The sequence below is a fragment of the Sphingomonas sp. 67-41 genome (assembly GCF_001899725.1).
Lineage (GTDB): Bacteria > Pseudomonadota > Alphaproteobacteria > Sphingomonadales > Sphingomonadaceae > Sphingomonas > Sphingomonas leidyi.
On record NZ_MKWJ01000032.1, the window covers coordinates 132,982 to 150,189 of the forward strand.

Sequence of the window (17,208 nt, forward strand, 5' to 3'; positions counted from 1 at the left end):
TTCAAGCCGCCAGCCGCAGCTCCAGCCGGCCCCAGATCTCGACCAGTGCGTCGACCAGCTCGCGCATCATGGCCTCGTCATGCGCGGGGCCGGGCGTGAAGCGCAGCCGCTCGCTGCCGCGCGGCACGGTGGGATAATTGATCGGCTGGACGTAGACGCCATATTCGGCGAGCAGGACATCGCTGATCTTCTTGGCCTTGACCGGATCGCCGACCATCAGCGGCACGATATGCGTGGTCGACGGCATCACCGGCAGGCCCGCATCGGCCATCATCGCCTTGAGCGTCGCCGCGGCCGCCTGCTGGCCCTCGCGCTCCTCGGTGGAGCCCTTCAGGTGCTTCACGCTGGCCAGCGCGCCGGCGACGAGCACGGGCGAGAGCGAGGTGGTGAAGATGAAGCCCGGCGCATAGCTGCGGATCACGTCGATGATCATCTGGTCGGCCGCGATATAGCCGCCCATCACGCCGAACGCCTTGCCGAGCGTGCCCTCGATGATCGTCAGCCGGTCCGCAACGCCGTCGCGCTCCGAAATGCCGCCGCCGCGCGGGCCGTACATGCCGACGGCATGGACCTCGTCGAGATAGGTCAGCGCGTTGTACTTGTCGGCCAGGTCGCAGATCGCGGCGATCGGGGCGATGTCGGCATCCATCGAATAGACGCTCTCGAACGCGATCAGCTTGGGCACCGCGGGGTCGTCCGCCGCGAGCAACGCCTCGAGATGGGCCAGGTCGTTGTGGCGGAAGACGCGCTTCTCGCAGCCCGAATTGCGGATGCCGGCGATCATCGAGGCATGGTTGAGCTCGTCCGAATAGACGATGCAGCCGGGCAGGATCTTGGCGAGCGTGGAGAGCGTCGCTTCGTTGGAGACATAGCCGGACGTGAAGAGCAGCGCGCCCTGCTTGCCGTGGAGGTCGGCAAGCTCATGCTCCAGCTCGATATGATAATGGGTGTTGCCGCCGATGTTGCGCGTGCCGCCCGAGCCGGCGCCGACGTCGTGCAGGGCCTCCTCCATCGCCGCGATCACCTTGGGATGCTGGCCCATCGCCAGATAGTCGTTCGAGCACCAGACGGTGATCGGCTTCGGGCCGTTATGGCCGGCGAAGCAGCGCGCATTGGGGAACATGCCCTTGTTGCGCAGGATATCGATGAAGACGCGGTAGCGGCCCTCGGCGTGCAGCCGGTCGATCGCGGACGAGAAAACCCGGGAATAGTCGACGGGCGCGGGGCTGTCTGCGCTGTGCATGCAGCGTTCCTATCGCCAAAATCGGGCGATTTCCAGTTGGACATAATGCCTAATCGGAGCGCCCCGTCCCTCCTTTGATCGAAAACAAAATGCCATTGGTCCGGAATCGATAGGGATTGCTGCAGGAACGGCGCGACTTGTGGTAAGCAGGAGGCATCGCGGGCGACTCGGCTACCGAGCGGGCCCACGGCCAAGAGACCTAGCGCGCCTCCGCCTGAACAGGAGCATCGGGCCATGACGGTCAGGGACATGGAATATTTCGCCAGACGCGAGCGCCAGGAGCGCGAGCATGCCGCGCGCAGCGACGACATGATCGCGCGGCGCGTCCATCTGGAAATGGCCGATCGCTATTCGGCGCGGCTGCGCGACATCGCCGTCGTCGCCGTGCCCTGCGTCCAGGCCTGAGGGCCGGGCTGGGGATTCAGGTTCCCCCACCCGTCTTCCCCGCGCAGGCGAGGATTCAGGGCTGCACGGGGATGACGTGGGAGAGGATGTGAATCCCGCAGCCTAGAGCGATTCGATTTCGACCAGGCCGTAGCGCGCCAGGGCCGGCGCCAGCATCTCGGTCCGTGCGCTGCGCGCCGTGAACACCGCCTTCCCCGGCACCGGCGCCGAGGGCCAGCCCTGTCCCTGGGTCAGATGGGCGACGCGCCGGGCGATGCCCGGGCCGCCATCGACGAAGCGCACGGGATGCGGCGCGGCGGCGGCGAGTTCGGCCTCGACCAGCGGAAAATGCGTGCAGGCATTGACGATCACGTCGATCCGTTCGCCGCCCGGCTGGCCGAACAGCCCGGCGAGCACGGCGCGCATCCGCGCCGGGATCGGGGGCACCCCTTCCAGCGCGGCCTCCGCAATCTCCACCAGTTCGGCCGAACCGTGGCGCAGGACCGTGCAATCGCCGGCAAAGCGTGCCGCGAGATCGTCGACATAGGGCTGGCGCACGGTCGCCTCGGTGCCCAGCACGCCGATCACCCGCGTCTCGCTGATCGCCGCGGCCGGCTTGATCGCAGGCACGGTGCCGACGATCGGCACGTCGAGCGCGGCACGGACATGCTGGAGCGCGATCGTGGACGCGGTGTTGCAGGCAATGACGATCAGGCGCGGATCGTAGCGCTCGGCAAGGCGGCCGAGCAGGGCGGGCACGCGCGCGGCGATCTCGCCCTCGCTGCGAGTGCCATAGGGAAAGCCCGCCGAATCGGCGACATAGACGAGCGGCGCGTGCGGCAGCAGCGCCGCGCAGGGCGCAAGCACCGAAAGCCCGCCAACGCCGGAATCGAAGAACAGGACGGGCCGATCGTCGGACATCGCCGCGCGGCATGGGCCGGGCGCGAGGCAGCGTCAACCTCGCCCCGACGCAACCGGCCGATACATCCGATTGCGCGTCATCCGCGTCATTGCGCCTCTGCCGCCAGCCACTATGTTGGCAGGCGCAGGGGGATGAATGACGACCGACATTCCATGGCTCGCACCCGCAGGGGTCTTGCTGCTCGGCTATCTGCTGGGCTCGATTCCGTTCGGGCTGCTGCTCACGCGCTTCTTCGGCGCCGGCGACCTGCGCCAGATCGGCTCGGGCAATATCGGCGCGACCAACGTGCTGCGCACCGGGCGCAAGGGGCTGGCCGCGGCGACGCTGCTGCTCGATCTCGCCAAGGGTGCCGCCGCGGTGTGGATCGCCGGCGCGCTCGTGCCGGGCGGCGGCATATTGGGCGGGCTCGCCGCGTTCATCGGCCATTGCTACCCGGTGTGGCTGCGCTTCAACGGCGGCAAGGGCGTGGCGACGATGATGGGCGTGGTGCTCGCGCTCCACTGGCCCTCGGCGATCGTGTTCGCGGTGGTCTGGCTCGGGTTGCTGGCGATACTGCGCATCTCCTCGCTCGCCGGGATGAGCGCGGCGATCAGCGCGCCGGTGAGCGCCGCCTTTTTCGGGCGGATCGAGCTGGTGCTGATGCTGCTCGCGCTGGCGATGATCGTGCTGTGGAAGCACCGCGCCAACATCGACCGCCTGCTGAACGGCACCGAGCCCCGCATCGGGAAGAAAAGTGGCTGACACGCGGGAGGCACGGCTAAGGCTGTTGCGCTCCGCCAACATCGGCCCCGTCACCTATGCCCAGTTGATCGCCCGCTTCGGCAACGCCGAGGCGGCGCTCGACGCACTGCCGATGCTGGCCGCGCGTGGCGGCGGGCGGGCGCCGGCGATCGCGGATCCGGGCGCGGTGCGGCGCGAGATCGCGGCCGTCGAGCGGCTGGGCGCACGCTATCTGTTCCTGGGGGATGCAGACTATCCTCCGCTCCTCGCCGAGCTGGAGAATGCGCCGCCCGCGCTGATCCTGCGGGGCCGGCCGGCGCTTCTCGCCCGGCCCACCGTCGCCATCGTCGGCGCGCGCAATGCCTCGGCCGCCGCCTGTCGCTTCGCCCGCCAGCTCGCGCTCGGGCTGGGCGAGGCCGGGGTGACGCTGGTCTCGGGGCTGGCGCGGGGGATCGACACCGCCGCGCATATCGGCTCGCTCGCCAGCGGCACGGTGGGCGTGATCGCAAGCGGGATCGACATCGCCTTTCCGCCCGAGAATCGCGAGCTGCAGGAGCGCGTGGCGCGCGAGGGGCTGTTGCTGGCGGAACAGCCGCCAGGCACCGAGCCGCTCGCCCGCTTCTTCCCGGCGCGCAACCGGATCATCGCCGGGCTCGCGCTCGGCACGGTGGTGGTGGAAGCGGCGCCGCGCTCCGGCTCGCTGATCACCGCGCGGATCGCCGCCGAGGCGGGACGCGAGGTGATGGCGGTGCCCGGCTCGCCGCTCGACCCGCGGGCGCAGGGCTGCAACCTGCTGATCCGCGAGGGCGCGACTCTGGTGCAGGGCGTGGACGACATCCTCGAGATGGTCCGTCCGATCGATCCGCGGGCAGTGCGCGTGCCGGGCACCGGCTGGCGCGGCCCGCCGCCCGAGGATGCGGGCGATGCGGATCGCCGCGCGGTGACCGGGCTGCTCGGGCCGGTACCGGTGGCGGCGGACGAGCTGATCCGGCAATCGGGGCTGGCGCCGGCGGTGGTGCAGACCGTGCTGCTCGAGCTGGAGCTGGCCGGGCGGCTGGAGCGGCATGCGGGCGGGCGGGTAAGTCTGGCGGTCGGGTGAGGGGGACGGAATGGAAGATTTCGACACGAGCATGATCCTGCGGCGGACCGGCGAGATGGTCCGGCTCGCGCCCGGCGCCGCGCTGATCTTCTGGCTGGCGCTGGCGCTCCCCACCACGGCGCTGAGCGTGCTGCCCGGCGGCGGCAGCGACGCCCGCTTCGCCTTTGTCGGCGGGATCATCGGCATCTTCGGCCAGTTCATCGTGAGCGGCCGGGTGGCGCGCCGCGCGGGATTGATGCAGGCGGACAATGTGCCCGGCCGCGCCGGCAGCTATGCGCTGCTGAGCATCGTCTCGGGCCTCGCAATCCTGCTCGGCATCTTCCTCCTCGTGCTGCCCGGGCTCTACCTGCTCGCGCGCTGGTCGATCGGCGTGCCGATCGTGGTCGCGGAGGGCAAGGGAATGGGAGCGGCACTGGGCGGCAGCTGGACCCGCACGCGCGGCAAGGCCGTGCCGATCTGCCTCGCATTTCTGGTGGTCGGCACCGGCCTGGTCGCGTCGGTCGTCCTCGATCTCTTCCTCATACCGGAATATGGCCCCGCGCCGCCGGTGCCGATGCTCGCCAGCAACCTGCTCGCCTATGGCTCGACGGTGCTCAGCTGGTTCCTGGCGATGGCGATCTATTCCTTCTCGGCCAGGGAAGCGTCGCCGCAACTCGAGCAGATCTTCGCCTGACCGGGGCTGGCAAGTCCCCGGACCGTTCCTACATCGCCGGGGCAATCCTCCCCACAAGGAACCCCGACATGGCCGACGCCCAAGACCCCGCGAACAACCTGCCCGCCGGCTATGTCCCGCCCCGGGTGTGGACCTGGGAGCAGCCCAGCGGCGGCCAGTTCGCGAACATCAACCGGCCGGTCTCGGGCGCGACGCACGAAAAGGCGCTGCCGGTCGGCGCGCATCCGATCCAGCTCTATTCGCTCGGCACGCCGAACGGGCAGAAGGTGACGATCCTGCTCGAGGAGCTGCTCGCCGCCGGCCATGGCGGTGCCGAATATGACGCGTGGAAGATCAACATCGGCGAGGGCGACCAGTTCGGCAGCGGCTTCGTCGAGGTCAACCCGAACTCGAAGATTCCCGCGATGGTCGACCATTCGGTGGATCCCGCCATCCGCGTGTTCGAGAGCGGCGCGATCCTGGTCTATCTCGCCGAGAAGTTCGGCGCCTTCCTGCCGGGCGATCCGGCAAAGCGCGCGGCGACGATGAGCTGGCTGATGTGGCAGATGGGATCGGCGCCGTTCCTGGGCGGCGGCTTCGGCCATTTCTTCGTCTATGCGCCCTACAAGATCGAATATGCGATCAACCGCTATGCGATGGAAGTGAAGCGCCAGCTCCACGTGCTCGACACGCATCTGGCAGAGAATCGCTACATGGCGGGCGACGACTATACGATCGCCGACATCGCGATCTGGCCCTGGTATGGCGGCGTCGCCCGCGGCGATGCCTATCCCGGCGCGGCCGAGTTCCTGAACACCGCCGAATATGCGCATTTCAACCGCTGGGTCGCGGAAGTCGGCGCGCGCGAGGCCGTCCAGCGCGGTCGGCTGGTCAATCGCGGCACCGGACCGGAGGACCAGCGCGTGCCGGAGCGGCATTCGGCGGCGGATATCGACGCGGTGCGGGCGCGGATGCGCGCGTAAGGCGCTCCCCTCCCTTCCAGGGGAGGGGACGGCTAGCGGCCGGTATATTCCACCCGCGCCGTGCCCGACGCCCAGACGGGCAGGTACAGTCCCTGCCCCGCCGCCTTGAGCTCGCCGGTACGCACATCGGCGATATCGGCGCGGATCACGAAGTCGCCGGCGCGCTTCTGGACGATGGCGCGCCGGACCTTGCCGAGCAGCTTGTCGAAATCATGCGTGAAGTTCTGGGTGAGCGATTCGGCCAGCGTCTCGGCCACGCCGGGGCTCTGGACGAGGCGGACGAGCAGGTCCCCTTCGATCCGGTCGGTCTCGCCCGAAACGGCCAGCTGCTCGAAATGGACGCGCTGCGAGCCGGGAGCGTTGACCGGCCTGGCGGTGAGCCAGACCAGGCCATGCGTCTCGGCCGCGCTGTCCTGCCGGCGGGCGGTGATCGCCAGGCCCACCGCGATGCGGCCGCCCGTGGTGCCATAGCCGGTCACCTTGTCGAACCGCGCGACCACCGGGCCGATGCCCGGCAACGCGAAGGGCCGCATCGAGCGCTTGGCGAGCGCTTTCTGCAGCACCGGCTCCAGCTGGGCATAGTCGGCGATCACCGGAATGAAGAAGGCAAGCTTCGCGCCATGCGCATCGCGACCGAGCGGCGGCAGCGGCGTGGGCGCGGGATCCTCGGGACGCGGGCCGACGAACGTCTCGGTGAGCGCGGACAGGCCAAGGCGCAGGCGCAGCCGGTTCCCGGCCAGGCCATAGCCGCCATAGTTGAGCTTCTGCGGCGTGATCCGCATCCAGACCGGCGGGTTCTCGGCATTGAGCTGCAACGACGTGAAGCTCTGCCGCCAGGCATCGGCAACGCGGGCGCGGACATTGAGCTTGGCGATCTCGCGCGGCAGCGTGCGCTCCAGATCGCGCACCACCGGGCGGAGCTTCTCGTCGGCCTTGTCGGTGAAGGTGATGCGGCGGCCAAGGAAGTCGATGCCGGGCGGCGCCGTCCAGTCATAGGCCAGGCGGACGGTCGCCTGGGGCTGCCAGTTGGCGGTCATCGACAGGCGGACCCGGGCACGGACCATCGCCGATCCCGTCGCGGTCTTGCCCTTGAGGAAGCCGCCGACATGGCGCGCGGCGATATTGGCGCGGATCGGCACGTCGGCGATGATCTCGTCGCCCGCGCCGCGCAGGCGGATCGCCGAGCGGGTGACCGTGCCGACCACGGTGCAGCCGAGATCGGGGGTGACCTTGAGCTTCTTGCTGAACAGCTTCACCCGCTGCGCCGGCACGCAATTGTCGATCCGCTGGTCGATCGACCAGAGCGTGCGCGGCACCGCCCGTTCGAGCGCGCGGCTGAGGACGGAGACATGCACGTCGAGCGGCACGTCGATCGCGGAAACCTGTCTGGGCACTTCGATCGCGTCGCTGGCGCGCGGCGGCGCCTCGGCCTTCACGTCGAGCGCGGCGCGGAGCCAGAGAAAGGCGGCGCCGCCCGCCGCCGCGAGCAGGGCCAGGATAGTTCCGAAGATCCACAGGCGCCGATGCGAGCGGCGCGGCTGCGGCGGTACTGTCTCTTCGGGCAATATCCTGCTCCCCCTCGGCCTCGACGAGTGATACCCGCAAAACCGCTTCAGGTTCCAGATCAACCGGGTTGACGGCTCCCGTCTCCCCTCCCCACCTTACACGCGTACACGTGAGGAACGCTTACCCCCCATGCAGCTCGTCATCGTAGAATCGCCGGCCAAGGCGAAGACCATCGAGAAATATCTCGGCAAGGACTATCGGGTCCTCGCCTCCTACGGCCATGTCCGCGACTTGCCTGCGCGCGACGGCTCCGTCGACCCGGACGAAGGGTTCGCGATGGAATGGGAGACCTATGCCGACAAGTCGAAGCAGCTGAAGGCGATCGCCGACGAAGCGAAGAAGGCCGACCGGCTGATCCTCGCGACCGACCCCGATCGCGAGGGCGAGGCGATCAGCTGGCACGTGCAGGAAGTGCTCCGGAACAAGAAGGCGCTGCCCAGGGAAGTCGAGCGCGTCACCTTCAACGCGATCACCAAGCCGGCGATCCTGACCGCGATGGCGCAGCCGCGCGAGCTGGATACCGACCTGATCGATGCCTATCGCGCGCGCCGCGCGCTCGACTATCTGGTGGGCTTCACCTTGTCGCCGGTGCTGTGGCGCAAGCTGCCCGGCGCCAAGTCGGCCGGCCGCGTCCAGTCGGTGGCGCTGCGCCTGATCGTCGAGCGCGAGCGCGAGATCGAGGGGTTCAAGGCCCAGGAATATTGGTCGGTCACCGCCGACATGGAGCAGGACGGCACGCCGTTCACCAGCCGCCTGGTCAAGTGGAAGGGCGACAAGCTCGACCGGCTGTCGATCGGCGACGGCAAGACTGCCGAGGCAGCGAAGAAGTCGGTCGAGGAAGGCCGCTTCACCGTCGTCTCGGTCGAGACCAAGCCGGCGATGCGCAACCCGCCGCCGCCCTTCACCACCTCGACGCTGCAGCAGGAAGCCGCGCGCAAGCTGGGCTTCTCGGCCAGCCACACGATGCGGATCGCCCAAGGTTTGTACGAAGATGGCGCGATCACCTATATGCGTACCGACGGCGTCCAGATGGACCCCGGCGCCATCCAGGAGGCCCGCAAGGCAGTCGCCACCCGCTATGACGGCAGCTATGTGCCGGACAAGCCGCGCGTCTACACCACCAAGGCCAAGAACGCCCAGGAAGCGCACGAAGCGATCCGCCCCACCGATTTCAGCAAGGATCGCGCAGGCTCGGGCGATCACGCCAGGCTCTACGAACTGATCTGGAAGCGTGCGCTGGCCAGCCAGATGGCCTCGGCCCGGATGGAGCGCACCACGATCGACCTGGAGGACGCGACCGGCCAGCACGGGCTGCGCGCCACTGGCCAGGTGGTGCTCTTCCCCGGCTATCTCGCGCTCTACGAGGAAGGCCGCGACGATGAAGGCGACGAGGATTCGCGCCGCCTGCCGCGGATGAGCGAGGGCGCGACTCCGGCCAAGAAGGCCGTCCATGCCGAGCAGCATTTCACCCAGCCGCCGCCCCGCTTCTCCGAAGCCTCGCTGGTCAAGCGGCTGGAAGAGCTGGGGATCGGCCGCCCGTCGACCTATGCCTCGATCATCCAGGTGCTCAAGGATCGTGCCTATGTGCGCGTCGAGAAGAACCGCTTCTTCGCCGAGGAGAGCGGGCGGCTGCTGACGGCGTTCCTCGAGCGCTTCTTCCAGAAATACGTCAACTACGACTTCACCGCCGAGCTGGAGGAGGAGCTCGACGACGTCTCGGGCGGCCGCGCCCAGTGGCAGGCGGTGCTCGAAGCCTTCTGGAAGGACTTCAAGCCGCGCACGGCCGATGTGATGGAGCAGAAGCCGTCGGACATCACGGCGGCGCTGGACGAGTTCCTGGCGCCCTATCTGTTCCCGGAAAGGGCGGACGGCAGCGATCCGCGGCTGTGCCCGAACTGCGGCAACGGCCGGCTGGCGCTGCGCGGCGGCAAGTTCGGCGCGTTCATCGCCTGCTCCAACTATCCCGAATGCAAATATACCCGCCGCTTCGCGCAGCCCGGCGGGGAAGCGGGCGAGGACAGCGGGCCGGAAGTGCTCGGCCAGGATCCGGAAACGGGCCTCAACGTCGAGCGCAAGTCGGGCCGGTTCGGGCCGTACATACAGCTTGGCGAGGGCAAGGAAGCGGCACGCGCCTCGATCCCCAAGGACGTCGAGCTCGACCTGGAGCTGGCGCTGAAGCTGCTCAAGCTGCCGCGCGTGATCGGCGACCATCCGGAGACCGGCAACCCGATCACCGCCTCGATCGGCCGCTACGGGCCGTATCTGGCGCATGACGGCAAATATGCGCGGCTCGGCTCGACCATGGAAGTGTTCGAGACCGGCATGAACGCCGCGGTGGTCAAGCTGGCCGAAGCGGCGGCGAATTCGGGCCGCCCGGCCCGGGGCGCCGCGCGCGAGCCCCTGAAGGTACTCGGCAAGCATCCGCGCACCGAGGCCGAGATCAAGCTGATGGACGGCCGCTACGGCGCCTATGTCACCGACGGCGAGACCAACGCCACGCTGCCCAAGTCGATCGACAAGGACCAGCTGACGCTCGAGGAAGCCGCCCAGCTGATCGACGCCCGCGCGGCGGCGGGCCCCGCCAAGGGCAAGGGCAAGAAGAAGGCCCCGGCCAAGAAGGCGCCCGCCAAGAAGGCGGCGCCCAAAAAGGCCGCGGCGAAGGCGGGATGAGGCACGGCATCCGCGCGTTCGGGGAGGCGGATCTGCCCGCCTGCCTGGCGTTGTTCGATGCCAATTGCCCGCGCTTCTTCGCTCCGAACGAGCGCGCCGAGTTCGTCGATTATCTGCGCGCGCATGCCGGCGAGTACCGGCTATGCGAGCGCGATGGCCGGGTGGTCGCGGCATTCGGAGTCGCGCTGCACGGCGCGCGGGCGCGGCTGAACTGGATCATGGTCGACCCCGCGGTGCAGGGATCGGGAGCCGGCGGCGCGATGATCGCCGCGACGATGGCGTCGGCCAGGGCCGGCGGCGCCCATAGGATCGATATCGCGGCCAGCCATCTCTCGGAGCCCTTCTTCGCGCGCTACGGCGCACGGTCGCGCGGCCGGATCGCCGATGGCTGGGGCCCCGGAATGCACCGGGTCGACATGGAACTCAGCCTCGATTGAGGCGAGGCCGGCGGATCAGGCCGCCCGCACCTCGAAACCGCGGAGCCAGGCCCGCGCGGCCTTCTGTGCCTCGATGATCTCGCGCGCGGTCATGTCCTCGGCGATCTCGGCGCGGCATTCCTGCGCGCGCGTGTCGCCGGTGACCGCGGCGATGTTGAACCATTTGTGCGCCTCGATCAGATCGACGCCGATGCCATCCGCGCCGCTCGAATAGACCATCCCCAGATCGTAGCACGCATTGGCATCGCCGCGGGCCGCATCGCGCAGCCGGCTCTCGATAAGGAAACGCGCACTCTTCAGGCTGCTGCCCATGTCGCTTACCCCTTTCCACCCTTTCGTGGTGGATGGGGTTTGGCACTCGAATCCAAAACAAATGGTTAACGGCGTTAACCGTAATTGTTCAGGGTATCGCGATGTTGTCGATCAGCCGGGTGGCCCCGATCCTGGCGGCGGCGAGCAGGCGCAGCGGCCGGTCGGCGGAATAGGCGGTCACCGGCGCCAGCGTGGCGGCATCGGCGAGCGCGACATAGTCGATCTCGAAGCCCGCCGCGGCCAGCGTCTCGCGCGCCTGGGCAAGCGCCGCCTCGACATCGCCGCCCTCCACGATCGCCTTGCCCGCCGCGCCGAGCGCGCGGGGCAGCGCCACGGCCTTGGCACGCTCCTCGGGCATCAGATAGGCGTTGCGCGACGACAGGGCCAGGCCGTCATCGTCGCGCTGGGTCAGCACCGACTGGATCTCGACCGGCAAGTCGAGGTCCATGGTCATGCGACGGATCACGGCGAGCTGCTGCCAGTCCTTCTCGCCGAAGAACGCGATGTCGGGCTGGACCTGGCCGAACAGCTTGGCGACCACCGTCGCCACGCCGTCGAAATGGCCCGGCCGGTGCGCGCCCTCGAGCACTTCGCTCACGCCCGAAACCGAGACGTTGGTCGCGAAGCCTTCGGGATAGACCAGCTCCACCGGCGGCATCCACAGCAGGTCCACGCCCGCGCCCGAGAGCATGCGCGAATCCGCGGCTTCCTTGCGGGGATATTTGGCGAGATCCTCATTGGGGCCGAACTGCTTCGGGTTCACGAAGATCGAGACGACGACGCGGTTCGCGGCGCGCCGGGCGGCATCGACCAGCGCCATGTGCCCGTCATGCAGCGCCCCCATGGTGGGAACAAGGGCGATGCGCTCGCCCGCCTGGCGCCAGGCGGCGGCCGCCTCGCGAAGGGCTTCGAGCTGACGGACTGTTTGCACGCGTTAACACTTTCGATAAGACGGAGGCGCGGCCTTCTATGGGGGGCGGGCCGATCGATCAATAAAGGATGTTGAGACGTTGAGCGAAGGATCGAAGCGGCTGCACGTTCTCGTATTCGCGAACGAGAAGGGCGGCACCGGAAAATCCACCACGGCGGTCCACACCGCCATCGCGCTCGCGTCGAAGGGCGCGCGCGTCGCCTGTTTCGATCTCGACCATCGGCAGCGCACCATGGGCCGCTATCTCGACAATCGCGGCGCGACGATGAAGCGCATGGGCCGCGAGCTGCCGATGCCGGTCTACGACACGCATGACGGCGAGAGCATGGCCTATTTCTCCGAGGCGCTCGACCGGCTGGGCACCGGCGCGGACTTCCTGGTGATCGACACGCCCGGCCGCGACGACAAGTTCGCCCGCATCGCCGTCACCAATGCCGACACGCTGGTCACTCCGATGAACGACAGCTTCGTCGATTTCGACCTGATCGGCCAGGTCGATCCCGATACCTTCAAGGTCGTCCGCCCCAGCTTCTATTCGGAGCTGATCTGGGAATCGCGCAAGCGCCGCGCCAAGGCGGACGGCGAGACGATCGACTGGGTCGTGCTGCGCAACCGCATGCAGCATATCGAGGCGCGCAACATGAAGCGCGTGTCGGAGGCGATCGACCAGCTCTCCAAGCGCGTCGGCTTCCGCGTGATCTCCGGGCTTTCCGAACGCGTGATCTATCGCGAGCTGTTCCCCCAGGGGCTGACCATGCTCGACAGCCGCGAGTTCGGCGAGATGGGCCTGGCGCACGTCGCCGCGCGGCAGGAACTGCGCGAGATGATGGCCGGGCTGGCGCTCCCCGAAGTCACCATGCCGCTGTTCGCCTGATGGCGAAGCTGATCATCGCGGCGCTGGTCCTCTACGCGCTGTACCTGCTCGTGCTGAAGCCGCGTTCAAAGGGCCCGCGCATGCCCGAGGAAGAGGCGCGCGCGATCCTGGGCGTGGCGGCCGATGCCGATGACGAGGCGATCCGCTCGGCGCATCGCCGGCTCGTCTCGGCGGTGCATCCGGACAAGGGCGGCTCGGCCGAGCTGACCCGACGGATCAATTCGGCGCGCGACACGCTGCTGCGGCACGGCCGCTGAGCCCTTGCCCGCGCTTGCGATGCCGGATTGAACTTTCCCCGATATTCGCGAATTAGGCCGCCAGAGATTCCCCCGGGAGGCATCATGACGCATCGCTTCGACCCCACTTCGCTGCGCGAGTACGACATTCGCGGGATCGTGGGGCAGACCCTCGGCCCGGACGATGCGCGCGCGATCGGCCGCGGCTTCGCCACTCTGCTGCGCCGCGCCGGCGGCACGCGCGTGGCGGTGGGGCGCGACGGCCGCCTCTCCTCGCCCGCACTCGAGGAAGCGCTGATCGACGGGCTCACCAAGTCGGGCTGCTCGGTGGTGCGCACCGGCATGGGCCCGACGCCGATGCTATATTATGCCGAGGCAACGCTGGAAGTGGATGGCGGCATCCAGATAACCGGCAGCCACAATCCCGGCCATTACAACGGCTTCAAGATGGTGTTTCAGCACGCCAGCTTCTTCGGCGAGCAGATTCAGCTGCTCGGCCGGATGGCGGCGGAAGGCGATTGGGACGAAGGCGACGGCAGCGAGACCGTGACCGACGCCGATGTCGAGGACCTGTATGTCGGCCGGCTGATCGCGGGCTATGCCGGCGGCGCCTATCGCGTCGGATGGGATACGGGCAACGGCGCCGCCGGCCCGGTGGTCGAGAAGCTGGTGAAGCTGCTGCCCGGTGAGCATCACACGCTGTTCACCGATGTGGACGGCAATTTCCCCAATCATCATCCCGACCCCACCGACGAGAAGAACCTCGCCGATCTGAAGAGGCTCGTCGCGGAGAAGCAGCTCGATTTCGGACTTGCCTTTGACGGCGACGGCGACCGGCTGGGCGCGATCGACGGGCAAGGCCGTGTGATCTGGGGCGATCAGCTTCTGTCCATTCTGGCCGAACCCGTCCTCCGCGTGGAGCCGGGCGCGACGATCATCGCCGATGTGAAGGCGTCGCAGATGCTGTTCGACCGAGTCGCGGAACTGGGCGGCAAGCCGCTGATGTGGAAGACCGGGCACAGCCTGGTGAAGACCAAGATGAAGGAAACCCATGCGCCGCTCGCCGGCGAGATGAGCGGCCACATCTTCTTCGCCCAGGATTATTACGGCTTCGACGACGCGCAATATGCCGCGATCCGGCTGATCCAGGCGATCCATGTGATCGGCAAGTCGCTGACCGAGCTCAGGGACGCGATGCCCAGGCTGGTCAACACGCCCGAGATGCGCTTCCAGGTGGACGAGAGCCGCAAGTTCGCGGTGGTCGACGAAGTGCTCGACCGGCTGGAAGCCGAAGGCGCCGATGTCGACCGCACCGACGGCGCACGCGTGAACACCGCCGACGGCTGGTGGCTGCTGCGCGCGTCGAACACGCAGGACGTGCTCGTCGCCCGTGCCGAGGCCGGGGACCAGGCCGGGCTCGACCGGCTGCTCGCCCAGATCGACGATCAGCTCGCCAAGAGCGGCCTGATGCGCGGAGAGACGGTGGCGCATTGATGGCGGCCGGATCGATCCCCGCATTCCTCGACGCGCTCGACTCCGGCCACCGCGCCGCCGTCGATGCGCTGCGAGGGCTGGTGGCCGAGGCCGCGCCGGGGCTGGTCGAGGAGTTGAAGTGGAACGCGCCGAGCTTCCGCGACGCGCAGGATCACAAGGTGACGCTCGGCATCGACCGCAAGGGCGGCGTCCGGATCGTCCTGCATCGCGGCGCCACGGCGAAGACGGCGACCGGCTTCCGGTTCGAGGATCCCGCGGGCCTCGCGGCCTGGCCGGCGCCCGATCGCGGCGTGATCCAGCTGCGCGACGCGGACGACGTCGCCGCCCATGCCGATGCGCTGCGCGACCTCGTCCGCCGCTGGATCGCCGCCACCGCCTGATGCCCCGTCGGGCGATTTGACTCGCAATTCCGCGTCCCTCCCCCCATTTGGGGGTCATGGCGTCATCCCACCCGCCCATCATCCGCGTCATCGATCTCGAAACCACCGGCGACAAGCCGCCGGCCCATGCCGTGTGCGAGATCGGCTGGCAGGACGTCGCGATGGGCAAGGACGGGCGCTGGGAGCTCCATGGCGAAGGCGGCAACCGGTTGGTGAACCCCGGCCGGCCGATCCCTCCGCTCACCATGGCGATCCACCATATCCGCGACGAGGACGTCGCCGACGCGCCCTGGTGGCACGACGTCGCGCGGCCGATCCTCGATCCCTGGCCGCGCCGGGTGGCGCTGGCGGCGCACCGGGCAAGCTTCGAGGAGCAATATTGCACCCCGGCCCTCACTCGCGGCGCCGACTGGATCTGCACCTGGAAATGCGCGCTGCGGCTGTGGCCCGACAGCGGCGGCTTCTCGAACCAGTTCCTGCGCTACTGGCGCCATCCCGAGGGGCTGGAGCACGAGCGCGGCCTGCCCGCGCACCGCGCCTTTCCCGACGCCTATGTCACTGCGCATCATCTGCGCGACATGCTGAACGAGGTCGGCGTCGCGCAACTGGTCGAATGGTCCAGATCGCCGGGGCTGCTGCCGCGCGTCCGCTTCGGGCCCGATCGCGGCAAGGAATGGGGCGAGATCGACGATGATTCGCTCGCCGTCTTCCTGAACGATCGCGACGAGGACGTGCGCTTCACGGCCCAGACCGAGCTGGCGCGCCGGCGCGGCGGGGCGCCGGCGGGGCACAACGCTCCGGCCCAGCGGCTGCTGTTCTGATCTAGCGCCGCCCGGCGATCAGCCAGCGCACCCCTTCGAGGACGATGCCGTAGACCAGGTGCGAGGCCGCGCCATAGGCATGCTGGGCAAGCGGCGTGTCTTCCGGCCCCGGCGCCAGGCCGGCGGCTTCGTCGAGCAGCGCGCTTGTGGCAATGCCATAGGCTCCGCCGAAACCGGCACTCGCCTCGGGCTTGTATTCGGTGATGACGCCATAGATGCCGCCGAGCACCGCGCCGGCGATATAGGGGACGGCCATCCCGGCCTGTTCGCGCCGGGGCTCGGGCAGCGGCGTGTCGATCAGCGCCTCGCTCGCCTTGTCGGCGGCCTTCTCCGTCGCCGGCTCCGCGTCCTTGCCATCCTCGGGCAGCAGCTTCGCCGCCTGGTGCTGAAAGGCGGCCATCGCCGCGGAAGCGACCAGCCCCGCGGCGACACCGGCGAGAAGACCGAGAAACGGGCGGGGCTTTGCCATCGGGAACTCCGGGACAGGGATGGGCTCGATGCGCCCCTCCCTGCCCGGCTCCCGGCGTCACATCAATATCGGGGCAATCAATATTGGATGCGCTCGGCCTTGAGATTGTGCTTGGCGAGATAGGCCTGGACGCTGTCGCCGCCGGCCAGGTGGCCCGCGCCGACCGCGATGAACACAGTGCCCGGCTTGGCCATGCGCGCGTCGATCCAATCGGCCCAGCGGGCGTTGCGGTCGGCAAGCAGCACCTTGGCCAGCTCGGGCGTCCTGCGCATTTCCTCGTTCAGCGTCGCGCCGAGCGCATCGGGATCGCCCGCGCTCCACTGCTCGACCATCTTGTCGAGCTGCGGGCCGATCTTGTCGAACTCCTTCACCGTATGCGCCAGGAACTTGACCTGCAGGCCTTCCGGCAGCGTGTCGAAGAACCCGATCTGCTGCTCGAAGGTCTCGAGCCCTTCCAGCCGCTTGTTGGCCGACTTGGCGGCGGCGGTGATGGTCACCTCCACGCCGCTGGAAGGATCATAGCCCAGCTTGGCCAGCGGCAGCATGCTGAGCATCATCGCCGCATACCATGGCTCGAAGCGGTCCAGCGCGGTGGCCGGCATGCCGAGGCTGGCCAGCGCGCCCGCAAGCGCCGGCCGGGCATCTTCGGGCAGCTTGGCGGTGAGCGCGGGGTCGGCCTGCGGCGCCGTCGCGGCCTTCGTGATCACCCCCTGCATCACCGCGGGCTCGGGCATCACCATCTCGAGCACCACCGTGTCGCTCTTGTCGAACGCGGCCTTCACCGCCTTGTCGAACCAGCTGAGGCCCGGCTTCAGGACATGGACGGTGCCGAAGAGATAGACGGTGGTATCGGCATCCTTGACCACCCAGAGCGCGGGATCGGCTTCCCTGGCGGCCGGCGCCGCGGCGGTGGCCGGCGCGACCTGGGCATGGGCAATGGCCGGCAGGGTGGCGAGAGCAGTGAAGCCCGCCAGAACGGTGAGCAACTTCTTCTTCAACATCGCGGGATCACTCC

19 protein-coding genes are annotated in these 17,208 nt (G+C 68.7%); 12 read left to right on the top strand and 7 right to left on the bottom strand.

Annotated features, from left to right (window positions below):
- Position 1: 1 nt before the first annotated feature.
- On the bottom strand, positions 2–1,243 hold the full coding sequence (gene hemA / locus BGP17_RS22810; RefSeq protein WP_286713737.1) for a 5-aminolevulinate synthase: 1,242 nt from the start codon (positions 1,241–1,243) through the stop codon (positions 2–4).
- 234 nt (positions 1,244–1,477) lie between these two features.
- On the opposite strand from hemA, the gene BGP17_RS22815 reads away from it, so the two are divergent.
- A complete protein-coding gene (locus BGP17_RS22815; protein ID WP_167301306.1) occupies positions 1,478–1,648 on the top strand; it encodes a hypothetical protein in 171 nt (56 codons plus the stop codon).
- 102 nt (positions 1,649–1,750) lie between these two features.
- On the opposite strand, the gene murI is transcribed toward BGP17_RS22815, so the two are convergent.
- Positions 1,751–2,548 (bottom strand): glutamate racemase, encoded by a 798-nt coding sequence (gene murI / locus BGP17_RS22820; RefSeq protein ID WP_286713738.1) that lies wholly within the window; start codon positions 2,546–2,548, stop codon positions 1,751–1,753.
- A 136-nt stretch (positions 2,549–2,684) separates the two neighbouring features.
- On the opposite strand from murI, the gene plsY reads away from it, so the two are divergent.
- The 4 genes from plsY to yghU all read left to right on the top strand — a co-directional run bounded on the left by plsY (position 2,685) and on the right by yghU (position 6,003).
- Positions 2,685–3,290, top strand: coding sequence for a glycerol-3-phosphate 1-O-acyltransferase PlsY (gene plsY, locus BGP17_RS22825; protein ID WP_167301304.1), 606 nt, complete (start codon positions 2,685–2,687; stop codon positions 3,288–3,290).
- Entirely contained in the window at positions 3,283–4,368 is a 1,086-nt protein-coding gene (gene dprA, locus BGP17_RS22830) for a DNA-processing protein DprA (protein ID WP_167301303.1), read from the top strand. The genes plsY and dprA overlap by 8 nt, the downstream gene beginning before the upstream one ends.
- 10 nt (positions 4,369–4,378) lie before the next feature.
- Positions 4,379–5,041, top strand: coding sequence for a hypothetical protein (locus BGP17_RS22835; protein ID WP_167301302.1), 663 nt, complete (start codon positions 4,379–4,381; stop codon positions 5,039–5,041).
- A gap of 68 nt (positions 5,042–5,109) precedes the next feature.
- Positions 5,110–6,003, top strand: a complete 894-nt coding sequence (gene yghU, locus BGP17_RS22840; RefSeq protein WP_286713740.1) for a glutathione-dependent disulfide-bond oxidoreductase — start codon at positions 5,110–5,112, stop codon at positions 6,001–6,003.
- A gap of 32 nt (positions 6,004–6,035) precedes the next feature.
- Here the strand turns inward: yghU and BGP17_RS22845 are convergent, their stop codons facing one another.
- On the bottom strand, positions 6,036–7,568 hold the full coding sequence (locus tag BGP17_RS22845; protein ID WP_286713743.1) for a DUF4403 family protein: 1,533 nt from the start codon (positions 7,566–7,568) through the stop codon (positions 6,036–6,038).
- 130 nt (positions 7,569–7,698) lie between these two features.
- Between BGP17_RS22845 and topA the strand changes: the two genes are divergently transcribed.
- Together topA and BGP17_RS22855 are read left to right on the top strand one after the other, a co-directional pair.
- Positions 7,699–10,239, top strand: a complete 2,541-nt coding sequence (gene topA / locus BGP17_RS22850) for a type I DNA topoisomerase (RefSeq protein WP_167301300.1) — start codon at positions 7,699–7,701, stop codon at positions 10,237–10,239.
- A complete protein-coding gene (locus BGP17_RS22855) occupies positions 10,236–10,676 on the top strand; it encodes a GNAT family N-acetyltransferase (protein WP_286713745.1) in 441 nt (146 codons plus the stop codon). Before topA ends, BGP17_RS22855 begins: the two co-directional genes overlap by 4 nt.
- Before the next feature lie 15 nt (positions 10,677–10,691).
- Here BGP17_RS22855 and BGP17_RS22860 read toward each other — a convergent pair whose 3' ends face one another.
- Positions 10,692–10,988, bottom strand: coding sequence for an SEL1-like repeat protein (locus tag BGP17_RS22860; RefSeq protein WP_167301298.1), 297 nt, complete (start codon positions 10,986–10,988; stop codon positions 10,692–10,694).
- An 88-nt stretch (positions 10,989–11,076) separates the two neighbouring features.
- Positions 11,077–11,919, bottom strand: a complete 843-nt coding sequence (panC, locus tag BGP17_RS22865) for a pantoate--beta-alanine ligase (RefSeq protein ID WP_286713747.1) — start codon at positions 11,917–11,919, stop codon at positions 11,077–11,079.
- 79 nt (positions 11,920–11,998) lie between these two features.
- Here panC and BGP17_RS22870 point away from each other — a divergent pair, with 79 nt between their 5' ends.
- From BGP17_RS22870 to BGP17_RS22890, 5 genes are all read left to right on the top strand, one after another.
- Positions 11,999–12,793, top strand: a complete 795-nt coding sequence (locus BGP17_RS22870) for a division plane positioning ATPase MipZ (protein ID WP_086128233.1) — start codon at positions 11,999–12,001, stop codon at positions 12,791–12,793.
- Positions 12,793–13,050, top strand: coding sequence for a J domain-containing protein (locus BGP17_RS22875; RefSeq protein WP_086128232.1), 258 nt, complete (start codon positions 12,793–12,795; stop codon positions 13,048–13,050). Before BGP17_RS22870 ends, BGP17_RS22875 begins: the two co-directional genes overlap by 1 nt.
- 84 nt (positions 13,051–13,134) lie before the next feature.
- Positions 13,135–14,523 carry a phosphoglucomutase/phosphomannomutase PgmG gene (pgmG, locus tag BGP17_RS22880; RefSeq protein WP_286713748.1) on the top strand — a complete coding sequence of 463 codons (1,389 nt, stop codon included), beginning with the start codon at positions 13,135–13,137 and terminating at the stop codon, positions 14,521–14,523.
- Complete coding sequence (locus BGP17_RS22885; RefSeq protein WP_286713749.1) at positions 14,523–14,903, top strand: DUF1801 domain-containing protein; 381 nt, start codon at positions 14,523–14,525, stop codon at positions 14,901–14,903. Before pgmG ends, BGP17_RS22885 begins: the two co-directional genes overlap by 1 nt.
- A 56-nt stretch (positions 14,904–14,959) precedes the next feature.
- A complete protein-coding gene (locus BGP17_RS22890) occupies positions 14,960–15,724 on the top strand; it encodes an exonuclease domain-containing protein (RefSeq protein WP_286713751.1) in 765 nt (254 codons plus the stop codon).
- Position 15,725: 1 nt separating this feature from the next.
- Here BGP17_RS22890 and BGP17_RS22895 read toward each other — a convergent pair whose 3' ends face one another.
- A complete protein-coding gene (locus BGP17_RS22895) occupies positions 15,726–16,193 on the bottom strand; it encodes a DUF1440 domain-containing protein (RefSeq protein WP_286713753.1) in 468 nt (155 codons plus the stop codon).
- Between the two features lie 77 nt (positions 16,194–16,270).
- Entirely contained in the window at positions 16,271–17,194 is a 924-nt protein-coding gene (locus BGP17_RS22900) for a TraB/GumN family protein (RefSeq protein ID WP_286713755.1), read from the bottom strand.
- Positions 17,195–17,208: the final 14 nt, after the last annotated feature.

Excerpts from the sequence above, each read along its gene's own strand:
- hemA (WP_286713737.1), bottom strand. The coding sequence starts at position 1,243 with ATGCACAGCGCAGACAGCCCCGCGCCCGTCGACTATTCCCGGGTTTTC.
- BGP17_RS22815 (WP_167301306.1), top strand. The coding sequence starts at position 1,478 with ATGACGGTCAGGGACATGGAATATTTCGCCAGACGCGAGCGCCAGGAG.
- murI (WP_286713738.1), bottom strand. The coding sequence starts at position 2,548 with ATGTCCGACGATCGGCCCGTCCTGTTCTTCGATTCCGGCGTTGGCGGG.
- plsY (WP_167301304.1), top strand. The coding sequence starts at position 2,685 with ATGACGACCGACATTCCATGGCTCGCACCCGCAGGGGTCTTGCTGCTC.
- BGP17_RS22835 (WP_167301302.1), top strand. The coding sequence starts at position 4,379 with ATGGAAGATTTCGACACGAGCATGATCCTGCGGCGGACCGGCGAGATG.
- yghU (WP_286713740.1), top strand. The coding sequence starts at position 5,110 with ATGGCCGACGCCCAAGACCCCGCGAACAACCTGCCCGCCGGCTATGTC.
- topA (WP_167301300.1), top strand. The coding sequence starts at position 7,699 with ATGCAGCTCGTCATCGTAGAATCGCCGGCCAAGGCGAAGACCATCGAG.
- BGP17_RS22855 (WP_286713745.1), top strand. The coding sequence starts at position 10,236 with ATGAGGCACGGCATCCGCGCGTTCGGGGAGGCGGATCTGCCCGCCTGC.
- BGP17_RS22860 (WP_167301298.1), bottom strand. The coding sequence starts at position 10,988 with ATGGGCAGCAGCCTGAAGAGTGCGCGTTTCCTTATCGAGAGCCGGCTG.
- BGP17_RS22875 (WP_086128232.1), top strand. The coding sequence starts at position 12,793 with ATGGCGAAGCTGATCATCGCGGCGCTGGTCCTCTACGCGCTGTACCTG.
- pgmG (WP_286713748.1), top strand. The coding sequence starts at position 13,135 with ATGACGCATCGCTTCGACCCCACTTCGCTGCGCGAGTACGACATTCGC.
- BGP17_RS22885 (WP_286713749.1), top strand. The coding sequence starts at position 14,523 with ATGGCGGCCGGATCGATCCCCGCATTCCTCGACGCGCTCGACTCCGGC.
- BGP17_RS22890 (WP_286713751.1), top strand. The coding sequence starts at position 14,960 with ATGGCGTCATCCCACCCGCCCATCATCCGCGTCATCGATCTCGAAACC.
- BGP17_RS22895 (WP_286713753.1), bottom strand. The coding sequence starts at position 16,193 with ATGGCAAAGCCCCGCCCGTTTCTCGGTCTTCTCGCCGGTGTCGCCGCG.
- BGP17_RS22900 (WP_286713755.1), bottom strand. The coding sequence starts at position 17,194 with ATGTTGAAGAAGAAGTTGCTCACCGTTCTGGCGGGCTTCACTGCTCTC.